General features: G+C 39.2%; 18 protein-coding genes. 8 read left to right on the plus strand and 10 right to left on the minus strand.

Annotated features, from left to right (window positions below):
* Nucleotides 1-404 precede the first annotated feature (404 nt).
* The 3 genes from DC077_RS10050 to DC077_RS10060 form a co-directional block, all read right to left on the minus strand.
* Nucleotides 405-1,601: an SGNH/GDSL hydrolase family protein gene (locus DC077_RS10050; protein WP_109218009.1), complete on the minus strand. Its 1,197-nt coding sequence runs from the start codon at nt 1,599-1,601 to the stop codon at nt 405-407.
* A gap of 180 nt (nt 1,602-1,781) precedes the next feature.
* Complete coding sequence (locus DC077_RS10055) at nt 1,782-3,143, minus strand: SGNH/GDSL hydrolase family protein (protein ID WP_109218010.1); 1,362 nt, start codon at nt 3,141-3,143, stop codon at nt 1,782-1,784.
* Nucleotides 3,144-3,152: 9 nt separating this feature from the next.
* On the minus strand, nt 3,153-4,586 hold the full coding sequence (locus DC077_RS10060) for an MBOAT family O-acyltransferase (RefSeq protein ID WP_239990401.1): 1,434 nt from the start codon (nt 4,584-4,586) through the stop codon (nt 3,153-3,155).
* 727 nt (nt 4,587-5,313) lie between these two features.
* On the opposite strand from DC077_RS10060, the gene DC077_RS10065 reads away from it, so the two are divergent.
* Nucleotides 5,314-6,036, plus strand: a complete 723-nt coding sequence (locus DC077_RS10065) for a hypothetical protein (RefSeq protein ID WP_109218012.1) — start codon at nt 5,314-5,316, stop codon at nt 6,034-6,036.
* Nucleotides 6,037-6,074: 38 nt separating this feature from the next.
* Here the strand turns inward: DC077_RS10065 and DC077_RS10070 are convergent, their stop codons facing one another.
* Both DC077_RS10070 and DC077_RS10075 read right to left on the minus strand, forming a co-directional pair.
* The gene (locus DC077_RS10070; protein WP_109202420.1) at nt 6,075-6,323 is read right to left on the minus strand and encodes a hypothetical protein; all 249 of its coding nucleotides are present in this window, start codon (nt 6,321-6,323) and stop codon (nt 6,075-6,077) included.
* 6 nt (nt 6,324-6,329) lie between these two features.
* Nucleotides 6,330-6,728, minus strand: a complete 399-nt coding sequence (locus DC077_RS10075) for a HEPN domain-containing protein (protein ID WP_109202421.1) — start codon at nt 6,726-6,728, stop codon at nt 6,330-6,332.
* A gap of 278 nt (nt 6,729-7,006) precedes the next feature.
* Between DC077_RS10075 and DC077_RS10080 the strand changes: the two genes are divergently transcribed.
* From DC077_RS10080 to DC077_RS10100, 5 genes are read left to right on the plus strand one after another with little or no spacing between them, the layout of a single operon-like run.
* A complete protein-coding gene (locus DC077_RS10080) occupies nt 7,007-9,238 on the plus strand; it encodes a DEAD/DEAH box helicase family protein (protein ID WP_109218013.1) in 2,232 nt (743 codons plus the stop codon).
* A 2-nt stretch (nt 9,239-9,240) separates the two neighbouring features.
* Complete coding sequence (locus tag DC077_RS10085; protein WP_109218014.1) at nt 9,241-9,465, plus strand: hypothetical protein; 225 nt, start codon at nt 9,241-9,243, stop codon at nt 9,463-9,465.
* A gap of 3 nt (nt 9,466-9,468) precedes the next feature.
* Nucleotides 9,469-11,652 carry an AAA family ATPase gene (locus tag DC077_RS10090; protein WP_109218015.1) on the plus strand — a complete coding sequence of 728 codons (2,184 nt, stop codon included), beginning with the start codon at nt 9,469-9,471 and terminating at the stop codon, nt 11,650-11,652.
* 1 nt (nt 11,653) lies between these two features.
* Nucleotides 11,654-12,184, plus strand: a complete 531-nt coding sequence (locus tag DC077_RS10095; RefSeq protein WP_109218016.1) for a hypothetical protein — start codon at nt 11,654-11,656, stop codon at nt 12,182-12,184.
* Between the two features lie 38 nt (nt 12,185-12,222).
* On the plus strand, nt 12,223-14,448 hold the full coding sequence (locus tag DC077_RS10100) for a DUF262 domain-containing protein (RefSeq protein ID WP_109218017.1): 2,226 nt from the start codon (nt 12,223-12,225) through the stop codon (nt 14,446-14,448).
* Between the two features lie 2 nt (nt 14,449-14,450).
* On the opposite strand, the gene DC077_RS10105 is transcribed toward DC077_RS10100, so the two are convergent.
* The 3 genes from DC077_RS10105 to DC077_RS10115 form a co-directional block, all read right to left on the minus strand.
* Nucleotides 14,451-15,281 carry a phosphoadenosine phosphosulfate reductase domain-containing protein gene (locus tag DC077_RS10105; protein WP_094567806.1) on the minus strand — a complete coding sequence of 277 codons (831 nt, stop codon included), beginning with the start codon at nt 15,279-15,281 and terminating at the stop codon, nt 14,451-14,453.
* 11 nt (nt 15,282-15,292) lie between these two features.
* Nucleotides 15,293-18,166, minus strand: coding sequence for a hypothetical protein (locus tag DC077_RS10110; RefSeq protein WP_157953536.1), 2,874 nt, complete (start codon nt 18,164-18,166; stop codon nt 15,293-15,295).
* Between the two features lie 466 nt (nt 18,167-18,632).
* Complete coding sequence (locus tag DC077_RS10115; RefSeq protein WP_157953537.1) at nt 18,633-19,565, minus strand: DUF4007 family protein; 933 nt, start codon at nt 19,563-19,565, stop codon at nt 18,633-18,635.
* Between the two features lie 145 nt (nt 19,566-19,710).
* Between DC077_RS10115 and DC077_RS10120 the strand changes: the two genes are divergently transcribed.
* Together DC077_RS10120 and DC077_RS10125 are read left to right on the plus strand one after the other, a co-directional pair.
* Nucleotides 19,711-20,865, plus strand: a complete 1,155-nt coding sequence (locus tag DC077_RS10120; RefSeq protein ID WP_109218019.1) for a cysteine desulfurase family protein — start codon at nt 19,711-19,713, stop codon at nt 20,863-20,865.
* A 154-nt stretch (nt 20,866-21,019) separates the two neighbouring features.
* The gene (locus tag DC077_RS10125; RefSeq protein WP_109202425.1) at nt 21,020-21,742 is read left to right on the plus strand and encodes a YoaK family protein; all 723 of its coding nucleotides are present in this window, start codon (nt 21,020-21,022) and stop codon (nt 21,740-21,742) included.
* A gap of 168 nt (nt 21,743-21,910) precedes the next feature.
* On the opposite strand, the gene DC077_RS10130 is transcribed toward DC077_RS10125, so the two are convergent.
* The gene (locus DC077_RS10130) at nt 21,911-23,227 is read right to left on the minus strand and encodes a Na+/H+ antiporter family protein (protein ID WP_109218020.1); all 1,317 of its coding nucleotides are present in this window, start codon (nt 23,225-23,227) and stop codon (nt 21,911-21,913) included.
* 241 nt (nt 23,228-23,468) lie between these two features.
* The gene (hutH, locus tag DC077_RS10135; RefSeq protein WP_109218021.1) at nt 23,469-25,013 is read right to left on the minus strand and encodes a histidine ammonia-lyase; all 1,545 of its coding nucleotides are present in this window, start codon (nt 25,011-25,013) and stop codon (nt 23,469-23,471) included.
* Nucleotides 25,014-25,475 lie beyond the last annotated feature (462 nt).

A 25,475-nucleotide genomic window follows, 5' to 3' on the forward strand; every position in this document is an offset into this window, starting at 1 on the left:
CCAACTGCCGGCGCGCGATTTGTGGAAGCATGTGATAGTGAGGACCGGCAACGTTCAGCCTCTTTTCTTTTGATGAGTCACTCTTGAGGAGATGATTCTTAAGAAGATTTGTTGAACGGCGGGAGCCAACCATTTCGTTCTTTTCACCGGTGCATGTCCGCGGTTTGGCATCGATAATGCCAACTGCCGGCGCGCGATTTGTGGAAGCATGTGATAGTGAGGACCGGCAGCGTTCAGCCTCTTTTCTTTTGATGAGTCCCTCTTGAGGAGATGATTCTTAAGAAGATTTGTTGAACGGCGGGAGCCGATCATTTCGTTCGATTACTAAATTATCAAAAAAACCTCTCTACCTTTACGATAGAGAGGCTTCTAACCTTTTAAGAGATTGATTCGATCAGCTTCGATTAATAACGCACATTTAAGAGCTGCATCAGATCTTTATAGAGCATCTTCGCACTGAGACGATAGCCCGCGCCGGTGAGATGAACTTTATCCTTGCCGGCGAGTGATTCCGCTTCCCACTGATTGATACTGCATTTACCACCCATCGCCATCTGCCAATCCCAATAGAGCGTTCGTTCTGCACGTGCTACCGATTTCTGTACCGCTTTAACCATCTCATATGAAGGCGGCTGACGGTCGGTACAGTTGCCGGAAGCATTGCGCAATAATGCATCGCCCGGCCCTACCATTAAGATTACGGCATTTGGAAGTCGCTGACGAATCTTCCGAATACTTGCCACTAAGTTTTGACGATAGAGATTCTTATCGAGCCGATCATTGAAGGCCTCATTCGTACCATACTCTAAGATTACAAGATCACTCTCCGTTGCCGCAAGCTCGGTCATCCATTCAGAAGACCAGCGATTCCAGATTGAAAGCTGTGCGCCATTTGTGGCAATGGAGGAGACAATCGCGCCGGATTGATTCGCTCGCTGAAGCCAAAAACCGCCCACTTCGATCCCCTTCTCGCCTGCAACTAGCTTCAGAGGTAACGCACTCTTCATCTTCACGATCTGCCAATTATTGCTCTTAAGCGGTAATTGAATCGAACTTCGCCCCAATGCACTATATAAAGAGAGCGACTCCGGCACCTCTTCCCGTACAACCATGCGAATATTCCACGCTTCATGAGGGCTGACGCTATTTCGCGGTAGAAGATCGATATATCCTCCAGCTTTAGTAGAACGCGCCACATATCCCCCCATCGGATAGGCGGGATGATCATCGGTACGGCTATTGATCAACTGCCAATTTTGAGAGCGCCAAGTCACTTCGGCATGACGCTGACCACGAACATCCATCGGCGTTACCCAACCAATGCCGGCATTACCTAAGCGTGCTTGCAATTGTGTTCGAAGCTCACCGGTGAAGAAATCTGCTGCCGAGTGGGAATCCCCAAATTGCGTTACCGATAAGACCTCGCTCCCGCCAGAAGCAAGACGAGAGACCTTCTGCTGTAAAAGTGAGAGATTGGCATCTCCATAATTGATAATTCCAGGGCCGATCTCTCGGCGATAATCCCCAATGCCGGCACTGCTACAAGCGGCGATTACCACCATTGTTAAAGCGCCAAGCGCCCAATTTTTTAACTGTTTCATTCTACTTTAACCTTTCTATTGGCGATCCCATCGGGATCACTATTGTTTGATCTCTTTCGAGGATCGATTCTCAATCATGCTTTCTGATGATTTCTCTGCTGATTTCTCTGATGAGCGCTAATGATCTCTCAGATCTCTCGATCCCTTTTCATCTGTTGTCTGAATGGGTGAACCATCTTCTTATTCCCAAATAAATCCCTCTTCAACACCATCACTTCTTATGGCATTCGGTTTTACTGAAGAAGGATACTCCACTTCTTGTGGCGCACTCTGCAATTGTAATGGCGGCGCGATCGGTCGATCAGTTACACGACGCTCTTGCGCTTTTCGCTCAGACATCACTGCCTGCTTTTTCGCCGGCGCTTCTGCTACGGTAGATTTGCTGATCTTCTCAGTTGTCTTCTTCTCCGCGGTGATCTCCTCAACGGCGCTCTCTTCCGGATCATCTGATTGGATCGTTAAGAGATCGATCACCCCATTGCCAACAAGGCGCTGTCCGGCAACTGTGAAGTGAATCCCATCATTTGCGCGAACTCGTTGCTGCCCCTTCTCCGTCGTCACATGGGCGGCATAGCCGGCATCACTACAGCCTAAAATCTCACTCGTAGGGAGATAGTAACCATTAAAACGCTCCACTTCTGCTTGATAGAGGCGATTGAGATAGATCATATCATTATGTAATTTATCTTTACGCATACAGGGCGCACCGAGCCAGATCACCGGAATATCATGCGCCTTCGCAGATAAGAGAATCTGACGAATTCGCGAACGATAGGCGCGTTCCCACTCTGCTGACTTAAAGCGAAGATACTGCTTGCGACCCGGCACCGGGAAATCCCAAGGATCATTCGCCCCAAGATAGACCACCATCACGCGGATATCTTGGTGTTTCGCTAAGGTCTCCTCAACTACTTTAGGCCAGTTGTAGAAGTTAGGATAGGAGAGACCGGTACTCTGCTTACTGAGATCAACACCATCGACCCCCTCTTTCTGATAGAGAGCTTGCTTAATACGTGGCGCTACCCCCTGCATCATCGAGTCGCCCACAAAGAAGAGCTTATCACCGGCACGAACCTCTCGCGTTCCCGGTAATTGTGGAAACTCAGGTCCGACAAAGTCCATCACAATGACCTCTTCAGCCTCGGCTTCCGGCGCCTCTTTCGGCCCTTCTTTCGCTACTTCACGCTCTTTTAACGTTTGCTGATCGCCAGAGAGATTCATTTCATGCATTTGATCAACTGAAGAGGGGCGCTCATCAATCGATTGCCCTGCCATTACAGCATGATCTCTCTCCGCGACGCCATCCTTTATTTGACCCGCTGTCTGACCCGCTATCTGATCTAGCTGATCCTCTTCTACGATAGAATCGACAAAGATAGAATCAATAAATTCAGACTTCTTGCCGGTAATCCAGCGTTCAATCTCCATTAGAGGAGAATCTTGATGATAGCTCTGCATCCAGTAGGTATTAACCGATTCTCTAAAGAGAAAGAGCATCCCGGCAACGGTAATTATTAAGATATAAGCGACTTTAGCTCTCATATTCACTCCTTAGAAACTGGCATAGATAAATTGCGGAATGCCTGATGGCGCTAAATAGATCGCTCCCCATAAGATGAGAATATAGAGGATCGGCAATAAAAACCAAGGAATTCGGCGACTTAGACGCACAAATTGTGCCGGCACTTTCACCAAAATAGGATAGAGAAAGAGCGTCACCGCTAAGATCGCTAAGAGAACGCCGAGCGAATGGTATGGAAAAGCTTCTAATGTAAAGTTGGCAAAGAGAGATTGCAGATAGCTAAGCGAATCCTCAAAGGTGACACTCCGGAAGAAGATCCACCCTAAGCAGACATAATTGAAGGTTAAGAAGCGATTAAAATAGGTGCCATACGTCACACGACCATTCTCACGAAAATGTGCCCGAATCTCGGCACGACTCAATCCCGCCGCCGCTAAGCGCTTCTGCCGATAACGATCTTTAAGATTTAAGAAGACCACGCCGACACCATGGATTAAACCCCAGATAAGGAAATTGAAGGTCTCTCCATGCCATAGACCAGAGAGCACCATCGCAATTAAGACATTGATTTGCGTGCGCGTCACCCCTTTACGACTACCGCCGAGGGGAATGTAGATATAATCTTGAATCCAGCGTGAAAGGGAGATATGCCAACGATTCCAAAATTGTTTTAAATTAGTTGCCAGATATGGCGCTCTAAAGTTTCTCGGCAGTTGAAATCCTAAGAGAATCGCAATCCCGGTCACTAAGTTGGTATAACCGGAGAAGTTGAGATAGAGCTCTGCAGCATAAGCATAAACACCAAGGAGAAGATCGACCGTATGCATCGATTGTGGTGTATCAAATGCAGGTTTTACCCACGCTTGCGAGAAGTAACTACTCAACCAATAGACCTTAATAATCGCCAATAAGATTAGCGCAAAGGCACGGTGATACCCGACAATCTCACGCGCGGTTGTTCGTTGAATTTGAGGAAGAAAACGATTCGCACGATTGATAGGCCCTGCAATCACACTCGGGAAGAAGGCAAGAAAGAGTGCAAAATCGAAGAAGCTGATCGGCGCCATACCTCGCCATGATTGTGGCTCGAGCGGTCTTTCTCGCTGATCGACGGCACGCTCATAGAGCGATACAAGATAGCTAATAGAGTGGAAAGTGTAGAACGAGATTCCGATCGGGAAGATAATCTCCGCCACCGGTAGTGAGAGATCGATCCCCCATTCCGAAAGTCGATAGACAAATTGTGGCGCAAAAAAGTTAAAGTACTTAAAGAGCGCTAAGTTCCCAACACCCACGACAATAGCGCTGATTAGCCAAAACTTTGGGGATCGCCCATAAATAATACCGGTTGAGAGCAGATAGATAACGGTGGTATAGCCCCCTAAAATCAGGGCGAAATCGACACTAAATAGCCCGATAATCCAATAGCTTGCCACCAAAAGCAGGCCATTTTGGATCGCCACGCTCCGTCTAAATAACCAATAGAGAAGAAAGAAGAGAATAAAGACAACGGCAAACTCTATAGACAGATAACTCGCAATCCAACCTTACATATCGATTTTAATTTTTATAGCGCTTGAGGAATGCTCTACCGCTGATTCTTTCTTATTTTAACACGCTTAAGCTCTACTCAATGCGCTCAATCAAAGCGTTTTATTCTACGTGTTTATCAAGGAGATTCAAGCTTCCGCATTGATTTTAATATCGATCTTTTTTCTCCCCCGCTTCTCCAAAGGAGCGATAGTAATGCGCAATGATTATCACAATCCTTACCAAAGGGATCACAAGGCAGATAGACCGAAATTTTCTGCAAAGAAATACTCCTCTCCCCCTCTGCCAATATCGCCGAATTGGTGCTATATTGTGCCGGTTGTAACGATTAAAACGATAAGCATCAATATAACCATGCCGATACTCACATCACAGTCGCCCCTCTTCCGTTTGAGAATCGCTCAGCGAAGGGATAAAGCAGACTAAGAGATCGCAATCAAGGTTATATCGCCCCAATCTCCTTCAATATTCGCCGGTTGCCACTTTAAAGCATCGCTCCGCTATTGCGTCTGCTTGAAAGTGCCGTTGTTGAGGGTGAAAGTTGAAATAGTGAGATTGAGATCGAGTTGTATTGTACAAAAATCATGCTCATTGCGAGTACGTTTAGATATTATTCGATTCCGTAAAGGAAATTTCACCATGGTAAAAAATAGATTGAGAGAGAAACTTCTACCGCTTATCAGCGCGTTGCTCCTGATGCCTAGCTTCACTTTTGCCCAAAAGATCACCGTCGAGGAGATCTTCACCCCCGACTTTATCGGTGCGGATACCGCTTATCTAGAATATTTTACCGGCCCTGCTCGCGTCACACGGGATAATGGTAAAGAGTATCTTCTTGCCGGTTGCCGCATCAATACCTACACCGCTAATGGTTCGATCCGCGCGTTAGAACTCACCCTTTCGCCCAAGTGTAGCTTCGATCTTAATAACTTTATCGCCCACAATGAAGAAAACCCGGCACCATGGCCGGCCAATCGTCTAAAGTTTGGGGAATTACCGGCACCCACCACCTACTTTGCAGATTGCTTCGGCATCGCCTGTGGTAATGCCTTCGACCCGGTGATCTACGAGCATTATAGTGGTTCACGCGTGGAGAATTTTATCGAAGTCTTAGCAAGCTCCACCCAAGCCTCTTATGGCTGGACCTCTCAATGGGCTGCGGCAATGGCAGAAAAAGAGGGGGATGATTGGATGATGTATGGCCAATACAATTGTGATCCTTACAAACATCGCAAAATCGCCGAGCGCTATCTCACGCCCGATCCGATCGATAAGGTGATGATCGGCTACGATCTGATTCTCTTAAAAGATCTCCAACAAGATTGTAGCGAAACCAGCTTTGATCTAGGAGAAACGCGCTAACCTGCCGGCAACGCGCCACAGAGCCGATCACAAATATATTAAGCTTCGGTAATATAGGGGTAGTAAGGTCTGCCCCACTCCTTCTCACAAGGATCATCTAAAATCACCTGCAGAAAGAGCTCGGTATAAACAGTGAGAAGATTACAAGCATTCTTCAACGCCGGACGATTCGCCCGACTGTTATAAGTCGCCCCGCCGTGAAAAACCTGATTCCGCAATGTATAGATTCGATTAAAGAGCATCACTAAAAGATTAGCCGAATCTTGCTGCTCTAAAGAGCGCTTCACCTGCTCTCACTCCTTCTCTAAATCCTCTTTCAATGCCACTTCACTAAAGAGCCCATTGTGATAATCCCAAAAGGATTGGAAGACATAGCGATTATTAAGAAAGACCCGAATATCCTCCGGATACTTCTCCCACGTTAAACGATAGAGCTCATTCCCCGCGCGCAGGTTAATCAGATGCAGAAATTGACGAAATGCCGACTTATCGCTCTCCACAAAGGTGAGATCTTTCGCATAGATCGCATTAAAGGCGATCCAGAGCGAGATAAAACGCACATCAAGATCCTCCTCCGACGCTTTCGCTTTCTTCAACCAACTCAAACAACGATAAGCCCGAAGATTCACCGCCGTAGGGATCTCATCCTTAATAAGATTAAATCGTGATTCAAGATGGGTAAGATTGGACATCTTTAGCTTCTTTCAAATCCTATTAAGGACTTTATGATTATTATTTAATAATTATCTCTTCATACAACAATATTACATATCACCTACTAATTGAATCCTTACATATGTCATAAATCATGTTTTTATTATAGGTATTTTTTACAACACCACTACGTCGCTCTACCTTTGAAAACTCTTTCACAATCAAAAAATATTAATTTATGCAGGATTTATTAATAATAGTACAATGAGGAATCTTGTTTTATTTTCTTTAATGTTTTTATGGGTTTCACTTTTTTATGTTGCAGAATATTCAATGGCCCATTGATCGCGTTTATAAATCAAACTCAGAATATAGTCCGTTGAGATTTTATCTACAATGTCTCCAAAATAGCAGGGTTCTTTACCTACAACTCGGATACTTTAATTCAACTGCGATCAACTTACTATCATTAGGATTTGCTAACTTTATTAGTAAAGGCGGTGAAGTCCATTTAATAATCAATCATTTCCTTTCGGAGAATGATAAAAGGCTTGTTACTGGTGATTTTTTAAGTGATGCCCTCTTTAATTTAGATGACCCTATAGAGCTTGCAAAACAGTTATCGAAGCCTAGCGCTCATTTTTTTGAGTGCCTCTCTTATTTAATTAAACATCAAAGATTAAGCTTCACGGTTATAAAACCTAAAGGCAATCATGGAATAGCTCACTACAAATCAGGATTATTCTATGATGGAACAAATTATGTTGGATATATAGGAAGTTGCAACTTCACTTTAGCAGGACTTACACAAAACCTCGAAGAACTACGTGTTGACTTAGACTGGGATGGAGAGACTCAATTAATAAGAAATAAAAATAAACTTGAAGAGATAAATGACATCATCCATCAAAGAAATGACAATATTGAATATCTTAATCCAGAGAAGATTATCGCTGTCATCCAAGAGTCCACTAATAAAAACAAAGATTTAAAAGAATTACTTATCGATGAGAGCCAATTACTTGAAGCTCAGACTACTCTTGAGAAAAATAGTACTCTAATTAGTGAAATAACAAAGTTAAAAAGAGAAAACTTACATATTGCTTTTAGCCCTAGATTTCCATATCCATCAGGAGCTAGAGAGTATCAAACTCAAGCTTATAACTCATGGGTAGACAATAATTATCAAGGTGTTTTTGCGATGGCAACAGGCACCGGAAAAACTATTACAGCTCTCAATTGCGTGTTAGAAGAATATAAAAAATCTGGATTGTACAGAGCATTAATTCTTGTTCCAACAGTAAGCCTTATTAATCAATGGGCTAACGAGTGCAAACTATTTCAATATGACAATGTTATTAGAGTTAATATCGATTCAGATTGGGAACAACAGATATTAAACTCGACATCATCTCTTTATGGTGAGAAGCAATCCTACGTTGTGATAGTAACTTATGCATCATTTCAAGGAAAAAAATTTCCTCAATTTATGAGCTTATTGGCAGAAAATACAATTTTTATTGCCGATGAAGCCCACAATATGGGAAGCCCAAGAATCAGAACCCTTCTACCAGAAATTCCTTTCCATAAAAGAATCGGCTTATCTGCTACCCCAGATAGAATTTATGACCTTGAAGGCGAAGCTGAATACTTAAAATTTTTTAATGATCAGTACCCATACACTTACCAATATTCAATGCAAAAAGCGATTGATAATGGAGTATTGTGTGGTTATTACTATTTCCCTAAATTTGTCTCTCTAACTCCCTCAGAACAAGAAGAATATAATAAGTTTTCAGATAGACTTTCAAAACTTCATTATCAAATTGAAGGTTGTAAACAAAGTTCATTAAAAAGAGAACTAGAGGAGCAACGAAAAGCTCTGCTTCTTGCAAGAAAAAGAATAATTCACCAAGCAGAGAACAAGCTTCCCGCATTCAGTGAAATATTAAAAGAGATCGCTGAATCTGATAATGGATTAAAGCATACATTAGTTTATGCCCCTGAAGGATCTCTAGAAACTGAAGAATTACCTGAAATAGATAACAGTGAAAATTCAGATCAAAACAGAAGGATCATCGATCAATATACCCGGTTAGTGAGTAACTTTAATAAAGATATTTCTGTTAACAAATTTACGGCTACAAGCCAAAATCGGGAAAGTATTTTAAAAGATTTTTCTTTAGGCTTGACCGAAGTTTTAGTATCAATGAAATGCCTAGATGAAGGGGTTGATATTCCTCAAGCTAAGCAAGCAATATTTTGTGCAAGTACAGGCAATCCGAGACAATTTATACAACGACGAGGAAGGATATTAAGAAAACATCCTTCAAAAGATTTTGCCATCATCTACGATCTTGTTGTATTCCCTGAAATAGCAGATAGTCTCTCTTTTGATAATGAAAAGAGATTAATCATTTCAGAGTTAAAGAGGGTCGCTCACTTTGCCTCTTTAGCAAGAAATAAACTTGCGATACAAAGGCAGTTACAACCTATTTTTGATAAATATAATATTTCTTTTTATGAGCTAATTAATGAAGGCGTTTAATTATGATAAAAACAAATGCAGATATAATTTTTGAAGAGTTGTTAAAACATGAGTATTTTGATGATCTTCCGAATAAAGAGAATCTAGATTATCGCCAGGCTACCAATTCTGATAATCATTTACTAAGAGCAATTGGAACAATGATTAATCAGAAAGAAACATTAAATAAAAGTGGAAAACAACTTTTTGAAAGCATGATATACGCGATTAAGGCTCAAGAGGATTAATCCATGATTATTACAAAAATTAATTTAGAAAATTTTCTCTGTTATTACGGCGAAAATGAGTTTAGCCTAACAAAAGGAACTAACCTCATTATTGGACACAATGGTAGTGGGAAAACTAAACTCTTTGAAGCTTTAGATTGGTTTTTTCAGTATGAATTTACAGGGAGTTCTCTTCTCTCTCTCGTAACAGAAAAACGGAAAAAAGACGCTAAAAATGAGCCAGATTCCAAATTCACTGTTTCTGTAACTGTCGAGTTCCAAGAGCCTAGCAGTGATAACATTACAATGTTAAATCACTCTTTCACTAAGTCTTTCCAAGTACTTGTAGATAATTATGGTGAGTGTGTCTCTACAACTCCTTTAGAATATTCTGCTCTATTAGAGCGATCTAATGGAGAGCGAGACCGTGCTACAGATAAGTCCGCATGGGATTACCTAACGGATTTATTCCCCACGGCAAATCGAAAGTTTTCTCTATTCAAAGGTGAATCTGAGCTAGAAACTCTCAAAAATGAAGAAGCTTTCAAGCAACTTATTGAGCTGTACGCATCATCTAAGATTTACCAACCTTACGAAGATGATGCAAAAGAATGTATTAATTTTCTAGAAGATAAAATTGCTAAAGAGTCTCGAAAAGATGAAAAAAATAGAAAGAAGTATGAAAACTTAGAAGATGAAATTAATTATTTAACAAAAAAAATCACTCTATTAAAAGAGCAAGAAGATGAAGTTTATGAAACTATTCTTTACGCAACTGGCGAACAAGGAAAAATTAAAAAACTTGTAGCCCAATCGGAAAACTTTAATAAACTTTCTCATAAAAAAGAGTCTCTCTCTAAAAGAAAAAAAGAACTTACTGATCAACTACAAGATAAATTTATGGAGTACCTTTTTGATCGTAAATGGCTACTTAAAGGCTTTGCGCCTATTCAAGATCAATTTATCGAAAAAGTAGCTAATTTAGATCGGATCTCTCGTGAACAAGAAGCTGAATATAATAAAGAGCTAGGAGCAAAAAAAGGCTTAGCTGAAGCAACCTTACAGCTTCTCGGTGATGCAACACCACTCTCATCCACAGTTCCTTCTCGATCCATTATGGAAGAACTTTTAAAAGATGAACTCTGTAAGTTCTGTAATCGCCCAGCAGAGAAGGGTTCAGAAGCATATAAATTTATCGAGAAACGATTGCAAATAGCAAAACAAGAACTCGAAAAAGAGCAAATGTCAGAAGATCCGCCACTTTTTCAACACAATTATATTTCAAGTCTTACAAGCTTATCTAATGAGTTGGATCGAAAAAAATATATAGCGCTAAATATTGAGAATGATATAGAAGCTACTCAAAAACATAATCAACTCATTAATGAAAAAATTAAAGAGATTGATTTTGATCTTGAGCTAGTTAATAAAGAAAGCAACACATTGTTAGCAGAAACTGGAACTTCAGGCATTGATCTATCTAAAATATTTAAAGAAAATGATCGTTTATCGCGTGATATTAATAGAAGTAGCATTGAGCTAACTTCAATACAAGAGGAAGTTCGTATTTCTGAAGATAGCCTTAATAAACTAGTTAAAGAGAAAGAATCTATCGATATTAAATCGGATCAACAAGGCTTACAACCGGCCCTTGCAATTCTAAAACAACTTCATAAGATCATTTTTGAAACAAAAGATCGCGTTTATAACGAGTTTATTCAGCAACTTGAAGATCTTGCTAATGAATACTTCTATAAAATCAATGAAGGCTTCTTTACTGGATCAATCAAAATCTTAAGATCTAAAAGAGATCAAGTTTCTGTAAAACTAATACAGGCAGGTCAAGAGTTTGCCTCTAACTCTTCATTAGATACTTCAATGAACCTAGCAATTTTATTTGCTATCAATGAATTAACTAGAAGAGAGTCTAAGAGATCTTTCCCATTAATATTTGATGCGCCGACCTCATCCTTCGATGATAAAAAACGTGTTCACTTCTATAACATTCTTAACGAGTGTACTGAGCAAACAATCATTTTGACTAAAGACTTTTTATCGAGTGAAACAGATAGCACATCGGCCCTTTCTGAAGAGTTCAAAGAGATCTCCTTTGATAAGGCTTACACAATAGCAAATCACCATGAGGGGTTTGATTCTCAAGACCTATCAACTCTTTCAACTGTTATTACACCTATAGAGGCTCACTAATATGAATTCTATTTTTGAACTATGGGCTAATAAAATCCCTAACTATGCATCTATTTACAAAGCACCACTATTTGAAAAAATAACAAATTTTGGTGGAGGTTCAGAAGAAAATAAACTATATGCTGCGAAATCATTTAGTAGCGGATATGAACTCTATATTTATGCTTTCTTTTTAGGTTTATACAGCAATCGCTACTCACCTTTAGAAGGTATTCCTAAACAGAACTTCAGTGTACCTATCAAGGACTGGGGAAGAAAAACAAATAGATTAGGAAGAGAGGATTTTACAGACCTACAGCTCTATCTATTTTATGCATGTTTTGTAAGAACAGATATTGACTGGTTAGAGATTGATAAGGGCAATATTCCTGTACAAACCGCAATTTCTGAGCTAATCAAGACTCTAGAAGCTTATACTAATGGAGGGTTTGAAATTATTAAAGATCAAATAGATAAACATCCCTCAGTGTATCGTCTTGATCCCAATAAGTTTTTAGAATTAATGTTTAAAGTTATAGACTCTCAACAATAATCGTCTAATACATACAGAAATAAGGAAGGAAAGAAGTTATGGATTTGAAAGGTGCTGAGATTAGAAATTTTGAAGGCATTATTTGTGGACAAAAAAAAGGAAATGACAGCTATGAAAGATATAAAATTGTCATTCCCCATTACCAAAGACCCTATAAATGGGGGGCTGATCATGTTGCACAATTAATTGAAGACTGGCATCAAAATAAAAATAACACTAACAACCAGTATTTTGCTGGTTCAATTGTTACTGTAAAAGATGATGATAAAAAACAGTTTGATTTAATAGATGGACAACAACGCTTTACAACAATATTTCTAGTCAATTTCTTACGCTTTTTACTACTCAGAGTAATGGTTAGAGAAACAAATACCCAATCTTCTTTGCAAAGAAGGCACGACAGCCTATTATTATCTCTAATAAAAGCTCAAAAATACCTAAATAATGAAGGTTCTGATTTAGAAGAATATCAAGAATTTTCTTCAAACTATGTTGAACCTGAAGATGCAGAATCAGATCTACTAAATAAGTTTTTGAAGTATGCAAAAATGCCACTAGATGAAAGAGAACTGGACTCTCAAGTTTATTTCGCTAAACATCAAGAACTATTAAAGAAAATGTTTTCAAATCAGCCCACAACATTAGAGTATGATCGATCTTACTTTAACTCTCTTCTAACAGATGCTTTGGCCAGAGTTTCTATCACTCTTCACTCCCAATTACCAAGACCACAGCTAAATATTTTAGATTATGAAGATGAGGAAAAAGAACTCAAAAAAAGCACTAGTAACTATATTAATGCAATAGAAACAATATTTAATACGTTTAACACAATTGTAAATAGTGAAAACAATGACAAAAAACTAAACAGTTTTTCTATTGCAGAAAAAATAGTCGCTGAAATGGATAACTTTCTAGAAAACATCCACTTTTGTGTCATTGAAACAGGGAATACCGATGATGCTTATACTCTCTTTGAAGTTTTAAATGATAGGTCATTAGCTCTTGATAATTTGGATTTATTGAAAAATCAATTTTATCGTAATTTTGTTTTAAACAATCCATCCAATGATATTAAAAAAGATCAATATATATCAGAACTAGATGATCAATGGTACGATGAGATCTTTAAGAAATCTTTACCGGAAAGCGCCAAAAAACTAATAGTCTTTTTAGGAGTAAGTTATATAACAGGAGATACCAGTTTATCAATTAAACAGCCTGATAAATTCATTCGTGACTCCATTAATAAAAAATACTTAATGCAATTTAATAGTGATAACGCGTATAGCGTTGATAACTTTAAAAGAGATTTCAACATATTTCAGGCATGCGAGATATTCCTTAATGAAGCAGGTACTAGATATCGATCTGAAAAAAATAAAGCGTATCAATCCGCCTATGGTGATTCAACGATTTTAGATAAAACCATACATTTATTAAAAGCATTAAAACAAGATACTGTTTTAGCAGGTCTTTTCTCATTTATTTTCAATTACTTAAAAACAGAAAAGAACATTACAGATTTCAATCCAGCGAAAATAAAAAAATATGCCGTAGAGTTTTTACATGAAAAACTACCAGAAAAGATAGAAAAACAGGTTGCTAATATTTGGATGTTAGCGATGAAAGCTAAAGATTATAAGCCCGTTTTAAGACATTCATCTTCCTTACTTAAGAAAAACTGTCTTCACTCAGACAAGCTTCATATCCAAGAAATTAGTATTGAATTAAAAAAAGAAGTAGATTTTCAATTTTTAAACTGGCTGAGAACATGGACATACACACCTTCAAATACATTTAAGCTCCGCATGCTTTTTGCTCATGCCCTCCAACTAGAAATGACAGATTCTGGTGAACTAAGACAATCAAAATCGTTCTATACTAAATTACAAAAAGAACATGTTTTAAACTTGGACGTTGATCACATGGAGCCGATCAAAATTAATAGTGATACTCCTTATCTATATTTCTCAGATCCAGATAGAGAATCTATTATCAATCAACTTGGAAATATGATGATCTTAACTAGTTCTGAAAATAGACGAAAATCAAATTCTCCAATGGAAAAAGTTTTTGAATCTTTAAAAGAAGCAGGGCTTGAAAATCATTACTTAACAACAAAAACTAAAGAACTTCTTGAAGATAGTAATAACCATGTAAATGACAGCTATAACAAAAAAGTACCTAATAAAAACTTTTTCGAGAAAAGAAAAGAGTTTTTAATTGATACTTTTAATAAAGCCGTAGATTTTTCATTCTAAAACTACTTATGGCAGGCCAAACAGCCCTTAGATGTTCCATATAGTTCATCAAGGTCTATTACTTCATTTTCTTGGAGCGGGTTAGCAATTCTTCTTGCTTTAGCTCGCTCCAATCTTCTTTCATAGTCGGCTTTAATCTGAGCGATTCTTTCTGGCTGAGCTAATTCCTCTAAAGATTCTCTTTCAGACCAAGTAAATGGGCTTTGGTTTTCCATAGCATGTTTTTCATATGCTTTCGCTTCTTCAAACGCTTCTGGATGACGCTCTAATAGCCCTACCCACTCGATCTTTCTTTGGAAGAAACAGAAAGTACAACCACTTCGAGAGCGCCATTTATAATAATCTGGCATTCCTAATCCTGAATACTCCAGGATATTAATAATATCTTGTTTATCTAAACCATCCTCACGAAATGGAAGCTTAACGTATAAGTTATCTTGCTTAGCTCGATATCCCTCTCGATAATCTTCATCCCCTCTAATAGCGACATAAGAATAGACGGTATAACCATCATCTAAAAAAGGTTTTACCCAATCCTCAAAAGGCTTTAGCTTCATTTTGATCGTACACCAACGCGCCTGCGGTGATGGCAGATAGTTATTATGTTGCATTAACCAAAAATCAAAATCTCGATCAGGATTAATCCTTAAAATAGGTTTTCCTAAATACCCCTCTAATTTAGAGAGGTATTCATAAACTTCAGGAAGCTCTTTACCGGTATCTGTAAAAAAGTAGTCTATATCAATATCTGGATAGTTATCACGCATATAAACCGCTAAAGCAGCACTATCTTTTCCGCCCGAGATACCTAATACATGTTTAACTTTTTCCATTTTAATATTCCCTATTTTTCTTCAGATAACTCTAAACTCAGCTCCAATAGAGCTGCTCTTAGGACATCAATATCATACTTATCTACTAGCTTTTCTCTCACTGCCTTTTTGATTGTATCAATAGCTGGTACAGCTTCAGCAGGTAGTGAAAAATCAATATCTTGTTGAATATCTTCACCATTAAAAGAAGACATAACAACAAATGAACGCCGACTACTTGGACGCCCTTTTAAGTGGGTATAGAGCTCTGCTCGCTTAAAGCCATCACATAATACACCAAGCTCTATAACCGCTCTTTCAACATCTAAATCGATCCAATCTCTAATTGGCTTATTTGCCGCTAAACTCGCAATGCCGGCAATATCTTCTCTATTATTAGGATCAAAAACTGATAAGCGCGATGCTAACGCATCAATTCTAAAGTCTCCTGTAACATGATTAACACTTTCAGCCCTTTGATGTAATGCTTCTAAATCAATCGAGTCAGGATCAATCTGCAAAGCAGTATAAAGAACTCCTGACAGATTATTAATCAAATTAGGATATGCATCTTCTAACTCTTTTAAAGAATCGATCAATGGTCGTAGACCTTCTTTATCTAAATTATCTATCGGTAAATTATAGAGATTAGCAATATCTTCAAAAATGAGTTTATTCGGATCGCTCGCACCTTTTAAAAGATCTCTTAATCTCATCGTCGGACGTGTTAACTTCTTAGTGCGCATAATCCATGGATTAAGATTATTAATGAAAGCAACTAACTTCCGCGAGATATCTAATGTATTGGGCTGACAATATTTAAATGACTTAAACTCTTTACTTAAATCATGATGCAACTGTCGCACATAATCTTGGCGACTTTCACTCATATCGATATATTTAATCTCTACATCATTTGATTCTTTAATTAAATAATCGACAAAAAGCTCTGAAATCTCCGGCAAGTACATACCTTGTAAATAAGCGGCAATATTTCCTTCTTTACTGAGGATATAAGTTAGAAATAGAGATGAATGTAATCCCTTTTTAATGCCGTACGGAGACTGCTCCCAGAATTTGTAAATCTCTTTGACTGTACATTTATCCCTCTCAGCAAGGAAAAGATCTGTATCATCCCACAACTGTAATAATTTAGAGTCTTTAGGCATTCCTAATAGATAATACTCACTACCATACTGTTTCTGATAAATTCCAGTCTGCTCTAAAAGGATCTTATAAAGTCCCCACTCTGCCGGATATTTACCTTCTTCAAAGCCGAGATCCTTCTCCCCTCTATTAAGCACCATTCGTCTTAACAAGGCATTTACTGCTCCATTAGCACTTCCTGAAGGCTTATTATTGTTAAGAAGCTCTGTATGAATTGATAAAGACTTACTGAAAGCTTCAGTTGCCAAATCAGATGCAACTCTACTCATAGAAGCATCACTAAGCTTTCCAATTAATTTGTCAGTATACCACTCAGTTTCTCTCTTTAAGTCTGCAATAATTTCACGTATCGCAAGACTCAAATGGCTCTTTCTATTTTCAATTTCATGACGCGCAATTCGGTCACCAATCAAACTTGGAGTATTCTTTTCAATCCATTCAAGCGCAAGCAACTCTTTTGCATAATTATTAATAACTTCAAAATGTGGAGTTAAACTTAAAACAATAGGTTGTGTTTTATTAAAGTTATCACGTTCTTGGAGTGCTAATTTTGCAACATCATATTCTGTTTTAGTTTCTGGAATAAGGATAATCCAAGCACCGAATTTCGTATTATCGAGCTTAGCTTTTATCTTTCCTTTCTGCTCTTGCCAAACATTAAATGGGATTAAAGAGAGTTCCATCCAACGCATTGTCCCGGTTTCGTGATAATGTTTTTTAGCAACAATAGGCTGAAAAGATGCAATCTTATTTAACTTCACATAATCAACACTAACAACCTGTTGTAATGCATCTGTAAGAGCTGCATCAATATCAAAGTCACTACCATCGAACAGAACATAACCGCTCTTATCATAAGCCTCTCGAATTAATGAGAGATCACACAATTTTTCTAATGTTTCATCAATGTCACTGCTACTTAAACTAAAAAGATCATTCTCATCTTTCTGATTTGAGATAAAGAGAGATCTAATAATCTTATTAGAAGCAACTAAACCTGTATTCCCTCTGAAGATCTCCAATAAAGAGATAAGCTTTAAAATAGTAGCGGCTAACTCAACATCAATCTTTGATACTGAAGCCTGAGCATACAGTTTATCGAGAACCTCTTGAGCTAAGATCCAACGTCGAGAATCTGCCGATCTAGAGAGAACAAAGTCGAAATTACTCTTAATGTACTCCCAAAAGCGATCAATCCCATAGAGTTTATTTTCACTATAAGGCGTACTATTTAAAAAGTTTTGGAAACTCCCCGGCTCTTCTGAGCTTAAGAAAGTAAAAATACTTCTCTGGTTTTGGCCAAAGCTCTTTAGTGAAAGCGGCCCTAAAAGAAGCGCTATGATCGGATTTAAAGGCCAACATGCAGATAAAAGCTCTTTGTAACTTATTTCATTGATAGGTCTATTTTTCTTGATCGTCTCGATTGTTGCTTCAGTTAAAGCTGAATCGAGATTCTTTGGCTTCTCTTTATAAGTAATTGTCTTACCAATGAGGTCTAATTTCTCCTCATTTGAAGTATCAATAACTAAATCTGAAAAACGCCCATGAATTTTATACCACTCATCTTGAGTGTTTTTATTAAGGCCTGATGCATACTCAATAAAACTTTGATGCAAAATGCCAATAAAGATAAAGCGACCATCGCTATTATTAGCTAATTCAGCAATCTGTTGAAATAAATAGATATCATGATGAGAATCTAATGTACTATGTTCTAGCAATTTCCCCATCTCATCCACAATTAGAATAAAACCATCATCTTTTGCGATACGTTGACGAATATCTTCTAAGATTGCGTGAGATGTCGGCTCACAGCCTAAAGCATTAGATAAAAGCAATAGCGGCGAAATTGGCTCGCCCACTACCGGTATAATAGTTCTCTTCTTAGAAGATGAAATATAAGAATTTTTTTGCAAATCCTGATTAGTAATCTTCTCATAACAGATCTTATAAGCTTCTTTATTACTTGAAGCTAATAACTCACTTAAAAAGAGCGCAAAGCTCGATTTTCCCGAGCCATAAGGTCCTGTAAAAGTAAATGCGCCCTGCCCGTTTTGGGTAGCGCTCACAATATACTCTAAGTTTTCTTGATTCGAGGGGGAAAGGATAAAGTCCTTTAAGAATAAAGTATTTCCCTTATCATGGCTTAAGTTTGTTGATTTTTTGAAGTTCTCATTAATCTTCACATACTTATTAAAAAAGTTCTTAGATTCCATCTCTATATACTTCCCTTACTAGCTCATCACACTTCTCAATCAAATGCTCTAATTGAGTTCTCCCTTTTAGTGCCAATTGGCGTAGTCCCGCAGTCTCTGACCACTCAACCTGATCTTTAAAAAGATCTGAAGTTTCATAGATATAACTGACAATACTATTCTCATCTAACAGGAATACTCGACCTGGACTTAATGGCTCATATGCTAAAACACTCAAACTTAAAGTTTTTTGATTCTCATAACGAACCTTCCAACACTGGAAAACAGCAGACCAGAAAAGTACTGCCGGCAATGTTGGTTTTGCACCTCGATTACTCGCAAAGAAACCTTGCTTATGAATAGGAACAATCAAGCTTAATTCAGTTAAAGGAGATTCAACCGCATTATCTGTATTTTGCGAAGCTCGATACATATAGAGACGAATAATACACTCAACATCACGTTTCAATGTTGTTGCTGAAGGAACCGTATATCCTTCTTTATTACAATAATTAACAACCTCATTTTGTAATGTTTTACGATCTAAATTCAAAGAGTTATTAATATTAAAATACCAATAATAGGTTACTAATTGCGGATTAGTTGCGAGTGTATAATGCAAAATCCATAACGTCATAGGATTTTCTAAAAAGGGATCAAAACCATTATCGTCAAAAATCTCTTTTGCAAAATCAGTTAATACATTATCATCGACTAATCCTGAAACATTGCACCAATGTCGCATAGAGCCGACCATATTTTTTCCTACCCCAAATTGTGCAATTGCTTCATTTGCAGAAAAAACATCTTTTGCATTCTCTCCTCGTTCTTCCGCATTTTTCAATGCATCAAAGCTTTTTTTAAGCCATCCGTAACGCATAGGAAAGGTTTCATGCCCTGAAAATATAGGGCGCTTTACATCTTGTTGAGGTATTCTTAACATTGAAACTACCCGTTCTAAAATCAAAATCATAGCAAAATTACTAAATGTCTCTTTTCTGGAACTCCGTTCCAGAAACTCAATATTACATTAAAAAAAATTACTTTTCTGTAATTTTAGTTATTTATACAGCAAAAGGTTATGAATCATGATCTATCTAGATAACAATGCAACGACCCCTTGCGACCCTGAAATAATCGAGCGAATCAATGCCTTACTATTAGATCGGTCTATCGCAAACCCCTCTTCTAATCATGCTTTTGGTTGGAAAGCTAATAAAATATATGAAGAGACGAAAGAAAATATCGCAACTATCTACAATGCCCTTCCTAACGATATTGTCATTACATCAGGAGCAAGTGAGGCTAATAATCATGCGATTATGGGGACGATTCAATCTGCTGTATTAAGTTCTAATAACAGAAAAAAAATATTAATTTCAGCAATTGAACATAAATGTGTTTTAAATACAGTACAGTTTGCAAAAGAACTATTTAATTATGAAGTAGAGATTATCCCAGTTAATGAAGATGGAATAATCGATCTATATACATTAGAAGCAATGCTTTCAGAAGATGTTCTTATGGTTTCAGTAATGGCCGTGAATAATGAGATTGGAACTATTCAACCGATATCAAAAATAGGAGCTCTCTGCCGAAAATTTGGCGCAATATTTCATGTCGATGCTGCACAAGCTGGATATGATAAAATTGATATTATTGAAAGCAATATCGATCTACTCAGCATCTCAGGGCATAAGATATATGCACCGATTGGCGTTGGTGTATTAATCGTCGACTCAATGTTAACAATGAAGCCTACCCCTCTTATTCATGGTGGCTTGCAACAGGAAAATCTCCGCTCAGGCACTATCTCTCCCCACTTATGTGATGCGATGGGTCTTGCTATCGCTAAAATGGATTACTTGCGGGAATCAGAAAAGATAAAATTAGAAAACCTAAGAACCCTTCTAATTAGTGCACTTCATCAAGAAGGTATCTCTTTTGCGATTAATGGATCGATGCAACACCGACATCCCGGAAATCTTAATATCTCCCTATTGGGCTATTCTAATGATCTTGTTGTCCAAAAATTGCAGCCTGATTTTGCAATTTCTACCGGATCAGCCTGTAACGCCGGCATCATTCAATCATCTTATGTTCTTGAAGCATTAGGTCTTTCTGAAGAGCGAATCCAAAGCGCGATTCGTATCGGGATCGGCAGATTCAATACAGAGGAAGAGATTCTTCTCTTTGCTCAAAGGCTTGCTGAAGTATTAAAAACAATGCCCTCTATCAATTAAGCTCAAGACAAACTGCCGATACTATCAATGATCAATTATTGGGATCTATTAAATCCGATATAATGGTAATCATAATCTGATATGGTCTTTTTATAGAGATTGCCGGCGCGGTCGATTTTCGATCTTGCCTATTTGATAGAGGATGGCACTGAAGATGCGTTTTGAAAAGATACTCAATCCCATTAGAACGCCAAAGACGCCGGTGGTGGAATCGCCGATGATGGCGTTTATTTTGGCGCTGATTGCGGGCTGTTTAAATGGATATACCTACCATAAAATTAAGGCATTTAGCACACTGCAATCGGGGAACTTTATTCTTCTTGGAGATAGTGCGGCAACGGGCGATTGGGAGCAGTTTAGGCGGATTATCTGGGTTGGGATCGCTTTTGGATTGGGCTCGATGACAACTGCGTTTATCGCCTATCTGGAAGAGGAACGCCGGAAGACTTGGGCTTTTGTGATTCTCTCTTTTGAGGTATTGCTTCTGACGATCTTAGGGACCGGCATTTTAGATGGCTACCTCACCATTACCCATATCTGCCTTATTATCTCCTTTATTGCCGGCATGCAGGGAAATGCCTTTCATAAAGTGGATGGCATGACCTACGGTAATGTCGCTATTACGCCGGTGTTGCAGGAGGCTTTTAACTTTTTAATGCTAACGCTAGTCGGGCGCCTTCATGCATTGATCAAGAGCTTGATCTTCTTCTATGTAATTGCCGGCTTTGCCCTCGGCGGATTTATCGGCACCATTGCTACCGCGCACTTTAATGAGAAGATGCTCTTCTTCCCCGCTTTGGTACTTTTATTGGTATTGGTCTATCTGCTCTATGCTAAAGATAATGAGGGAGAGCCGATCGATTCTCACTATAGTTAGGATCTGATCATGAATGGCGATCTTTAGGATTGATTTTTAGGGTTGGTCTTCAGCCGGCGCTTCCATCAACACTATAAAATAAATTTCAAACAGAAAAGCCTTAGCAGGTGACTTTTAAATTGATCACATTGCTAAGGCTCTTTTATTGCTCTTTGGTAGCGATATTTTCTACATAAAGAACATCACACCCGCTAATCCCGCGATAATTAGGGGAATATTGTAGTGTAAAAATGTAGGTACACAGGTATCCCAGATATGGTTATGTTGACCATCGGCATTCAATCCGGCAGTAGGACCTAAGGTAGAATCTGACGCAGGTGAGCCGGCATCGCCAAGTGCTGCGGCAACGACAATCAGCATCGTTGTTGCTTCTACAGAGAATCCTAATGCGATACTAAAGGGAACGTAGATAGTGGCAATGATCGGAATTGTCCCAAATGAGGTTCCAATCCCCATGGTGACTAATAATCCGACGATCAACATCATCGCAGCGCCCCAGAATTGGCTACCGCCTACAAGATCTTTAGAAACCTGAACGATATGATCAACCCCGCCTGTCTCCCTTAAAAGATGCGCATAACCTGATGCAATTAACATTACAAAGGCGATAAAACCCATCAATCTTACCCCATCTAAAATCGCACTATCTTGCGCTTTAAATGGAATCGCTTTAAAGAGCACCATAATCCCTAAACCGATCAATGCCCCTAATGGTAATGAACCTGTCCAGAGCTGTACAATAAAGGCACTGAGCGCCCCTAAAATCGCGCCGAGATGTTGTAGCGTGAAGTGATCCGTCACTGCTAATGCCGACTCTTTTGAAGCAATAATGGGAAGATTTTTATAATGACGCTTTTTACGATAGCTGATAAAGATCGCGATCAATAAGCCGACCACCATACTCAATGCGGGAATCCAAACATATTTCCACACTTCTGTATTAGCCACTTCCATCCCATTGAGCGTCATATTCTCGGCAACAACACCGTGGAAGATAAGCCCAAAACCAAGGGGTAATGCAACATAAGGTGCTTTAAGCCCAAAGGTTAAACAGCAAGCGGCGGCCCGGCGATCCATCTTGAGATCATTCATCATCTTCAAAAGTGGTGGAATCAAAATGGGGATAAAGGCGATATGGACCGGAATCACGTTTTGGGAAAGACACGCAACTCCCGCTAAAATAAGCAAGAAGATCTTACCGCGCTTTCCAACTACGCGCTCCATTTTATTGGACAAAATGGTGGTCAAGCCTGTCTGGGCAATACCTCCGGCAAGTGCGCCGAGCAGGACGTAACTTAAAGCGGTATTCGCCTGCCCTCCCATTCCCGAGACGATCAGATCCATCGTCTTACTGATATCGAATCCACCGACTAAACCACCGACGATTGCAGAGATCATAATCGCTAATAGAATATTAACGTTAATCAAACAGAGTACAATCATCAAAACTACTGAAATAAGAACTGGATTTAATAAAATTTCCATATTCTCCCCCTCCTTAAATTTTCATTTCGCTTCGAAAAGCGTTCGATTATTATAATTTTTTTACATATGAAATTGGTTGAATTTATTGGAATTGCTATCTATTTATACTTTCTCTCGATCGATACTTTTCTCCTTATGCGAAAAAAGAGTGCCGATGCCACCGGTTATCTGCATTCGGCGATCTCTTGAAATTTAAATTGATGTTCTGATTCAGGTTCAGATTCAGAGGGAAAAGCTAGAATTAATCTAGCTTCTTACCCAATGTTGTCTCCACCTGAGCGATCAAATCTTCACTAATAAGATCGATCACACGATGCATATCAACATAAGCGATACGATCTTCCGCTAAAGGTGCAACTTGCTTGCGAATCGCTTCATAGGCAACTTGCGTCCCTTTTCCGAGTGCTTTGCCGGCATCACGCTGATTGAGATCGATCGCCTGACATGCGAGCATCATCTCCATTCCCACAACAGATTTTGCATTGAGATAGATATCACGCGCTTTACGTGCCGCAATGGTTCCCATACTGACATGATCTTCCTGATTAGCAGATGAGGGAATCGAATCGACACTTGCCGGATGCGCTAAGACCTTATTCTCAGAGACGAGAGAGGCCGCCGCATATTGCACAATCATATAGCCGGAGTGTAATCCACCCTGCTCTGTTAAGAATGCCGGAAGATCATTATTGAGAGCTGGATTCACAAGGCGTTCAATTCGGCGCTCACTCACATTGGCAATCTCTGCAAGAGCAATGCCTAAGAAGTCGAAGGCAAGAGCCATCGGTTGCCCATGGAAGTGGCCACCGGAGATCCCCATTCCCTTATCACGCAGAATGATAGGGTTATCGGTTACGGAGTTGATCTCGATCTCAACGCGCTCTCGCACATAGTTAAGTGCATCATGGCTTGCACCTTGAATTTGGGGGGCACAGCGCAAAGAGTAAGCATCTTGAACGCGCAGATCCCCTTGATGTGTCGTTCTTTCACTGCCGGCAAGGAGCGTTAAGAGATTCGCTGCAACCTGCTTCTGCCCTGGATGAGGACGAAGTGCATGCAATTCAGGGATAAAAGGATCAGTAATACCGTTGAGTGCTTCAATTGTTAAACTTGTGGCGATATCACTCGCTTTAAGGAGCGTGATTGAATCGAAAACCGTCAACGCGCCTACTGCCGTCATCACCTGTGTCCCATTGATGAGCGCTAATCCCTCTTTTGAGGTAAGCTCAATCGGCTCAATCCCTGCACACGCCATCGCTTCACGGCCGGCAAGCATCTCGCCCTCATATTCTGCTTCCCCTTCCCCAATCATCGGTAGAACCATATGAGCAAGCGGTACGAGATCGCCACTTGCGCCAAGAGAGCCCTTCTCATAAATTTTGGGATGAACGCCTCTATTGAGCATCTCAATCAAGGTCTGCAGAGTACTTAAACGGATGCCGGAGAAACCTTTGGCAAGATTATTGATGCGCAGTAACATAATCGCACGCACCACTTCACGGCTAAAGCAATTACCAATCCCGCAAGAGTGGCTGATGATAAGATTCTTCTGCAGATCTTTCGCTTCCTCTTTGGAGATATGTACGGTACTAAAGTTACCAAATCCGGTCGTAATGCCGTAAACCGCTTCGCCCGATTCAACTAACTGATCGACAAATTGACGTGATTTTTCCACCTCTTCAATGGCTGACGCACTCAATTCTATCGGCGCATCTTCCCGCGCAACACGGACAATATCCTCTAACGTTAATGAGTGACCATCAATCTTGATATATTGTTGTGACATATAATTCTCCTTCTATGGGGAACTTCACCCGCGGGTTGTTCCCTTCTCTGATGATTTATGATGACTGCTAATGCTTTGTACTGATTGCTTAGTGCTTATGGGTAGTATTCACTTTTATTCTTGCCATGTTTCTTGTCATAATTTTTACCAGGGTTTTATCATGGCTTGATCACCGCGCTATATCCATCGCTGTAACGCATTTTGAAGATGATTGTTATAAGGCGATCTCTCAGCTGATCTCGATAACTCAATCTCCGCCGAAAAGTGGCGCTGATATTGTCTAGTCAATTGTAAATACCCTCCTAAAACTTATGCTAAAGCTAACTTTTAGATCGATAGAACGATTCAAATATCGCCATTAATCAGGCAGTTAACTCTCAATGTATCTCTTATTATTTGTATATACATTTATTGCCTACCCCAACACTTAATCATGGTTCGAAAATTACGGCAACATTTTTT

The sequence above is a fragment of the Ignatzschineria cameli genome (assembly GCF_003121895.1).
Classification (GTDB): Bacteria; Pseudomonadota; Gammaproteobacteria; order Cardiobacteriales; family Wohlfahrtiimonadaceae; genus Ignatzschineria; species Ignatzschineria cameli.

Bases quoted from the DNA above. Each gene is read 5' to 3' on its own strand.
- DC077_RS10090 (WP_109218015.1), top strand. From the start codon at position 9,469: ATGATTATTACAAAAATTAATTTAGAAAATTTTCTCTGTTATTACGGC.
- hutH (WP_109218021.1), bottom strand. From the start codon at position 25,013: ATGTCACAACAATATATCAAGATTGATGGTCACTCATTAACGTTAGAG.
- DC077_RS10125 (WP_109202425.1), top strand. From the start codon at position 21,020: ATGCGTTTTGAAAAGATACTCAATCCCATTAGAACGCCAAAGACGCCG.
- DC077_RS10075 (WP_109202421.1), bottom strand. From the start codon at position 6,728: ATGTCCAATCTTACCCATCTTGAATCACGATTTAATCTTATTAAGGAT.
- DC077_RS10055 (WP_109218010.1), bottom strand. From the start codon at position 3,143: ATGAGAGCTAAAGTCGCTTATATCTTAATAATTACCGTTGCCGGGATG.
- DC077_RS10105 (WP_094567806.1), bottom strand. From the start codon at position 15,281: ATGGAAAAAGTTAAACATGTATTAGGTATCTCGGGCGGAAAAGATAGT.
- DC077_RS10085 (WP_109218014.1), top strand. From the start codon at position 9,241: ATGATAAAAACAAATGCAGATATAATTTTTGAAGAGTTGTTAAAACAT.
- DC077_RS10130 (WP_109218020.1), bottom strand. From the start codon at position 23,227: ATGGAAATTTTATTAAATCCAGTTCTTATTTCAGTAGTTTTGATGATT.
- DC077_RS10120 (WP_109218019.1), top strand. From the start codon at position 19,711: ATGATCTATCTAGATAACAATGCAACGACCCCTTGCGACCCTGAAATA.
- DC077_RS10115 (WP_157953537.1), bottom strand. From the start codon at position 19,565: ATGTTAAGAATACCTCAACAAGATGTAAAGCGCCCTATATTTTCAGGG.
- DC077_RS10100 (WP_109218017.1), top strand. From the start codon at position 12,223: ATGGATTTGAAAGGTGCTGAGATTAGAAATTTTGAAGGCATTATTTGT.
- DC077_RS10065 (WP_109218012.1), top strand. From the start codon at position 5,314: ATGGTAAAAAATAGATTGAGAGAGAAACTTCTACCGCTTATCAGCGCG.
- DC077_RS10080 (WP_109218013.1), top strand. From the start codon at position 7,007: ATGTTGCAGAATATTCAATGGCCCATTGATCGCGTTTATAAATCAAAC.
- DC077_RS10050 (WP_109218009.1), bottom strand. From the start codon at position 1,601: ATGAAACAGTTAAAAAATTGGGCGCTTGGCGCTTTAACAATGGTGGTA.
- DC077_RS10095 (WP_109218016.1), top strand. From the start codon at position 11,654: ATGAATTCTATTTTTGAACTATGGGCTAATAAAATCCCTAACTATGCA.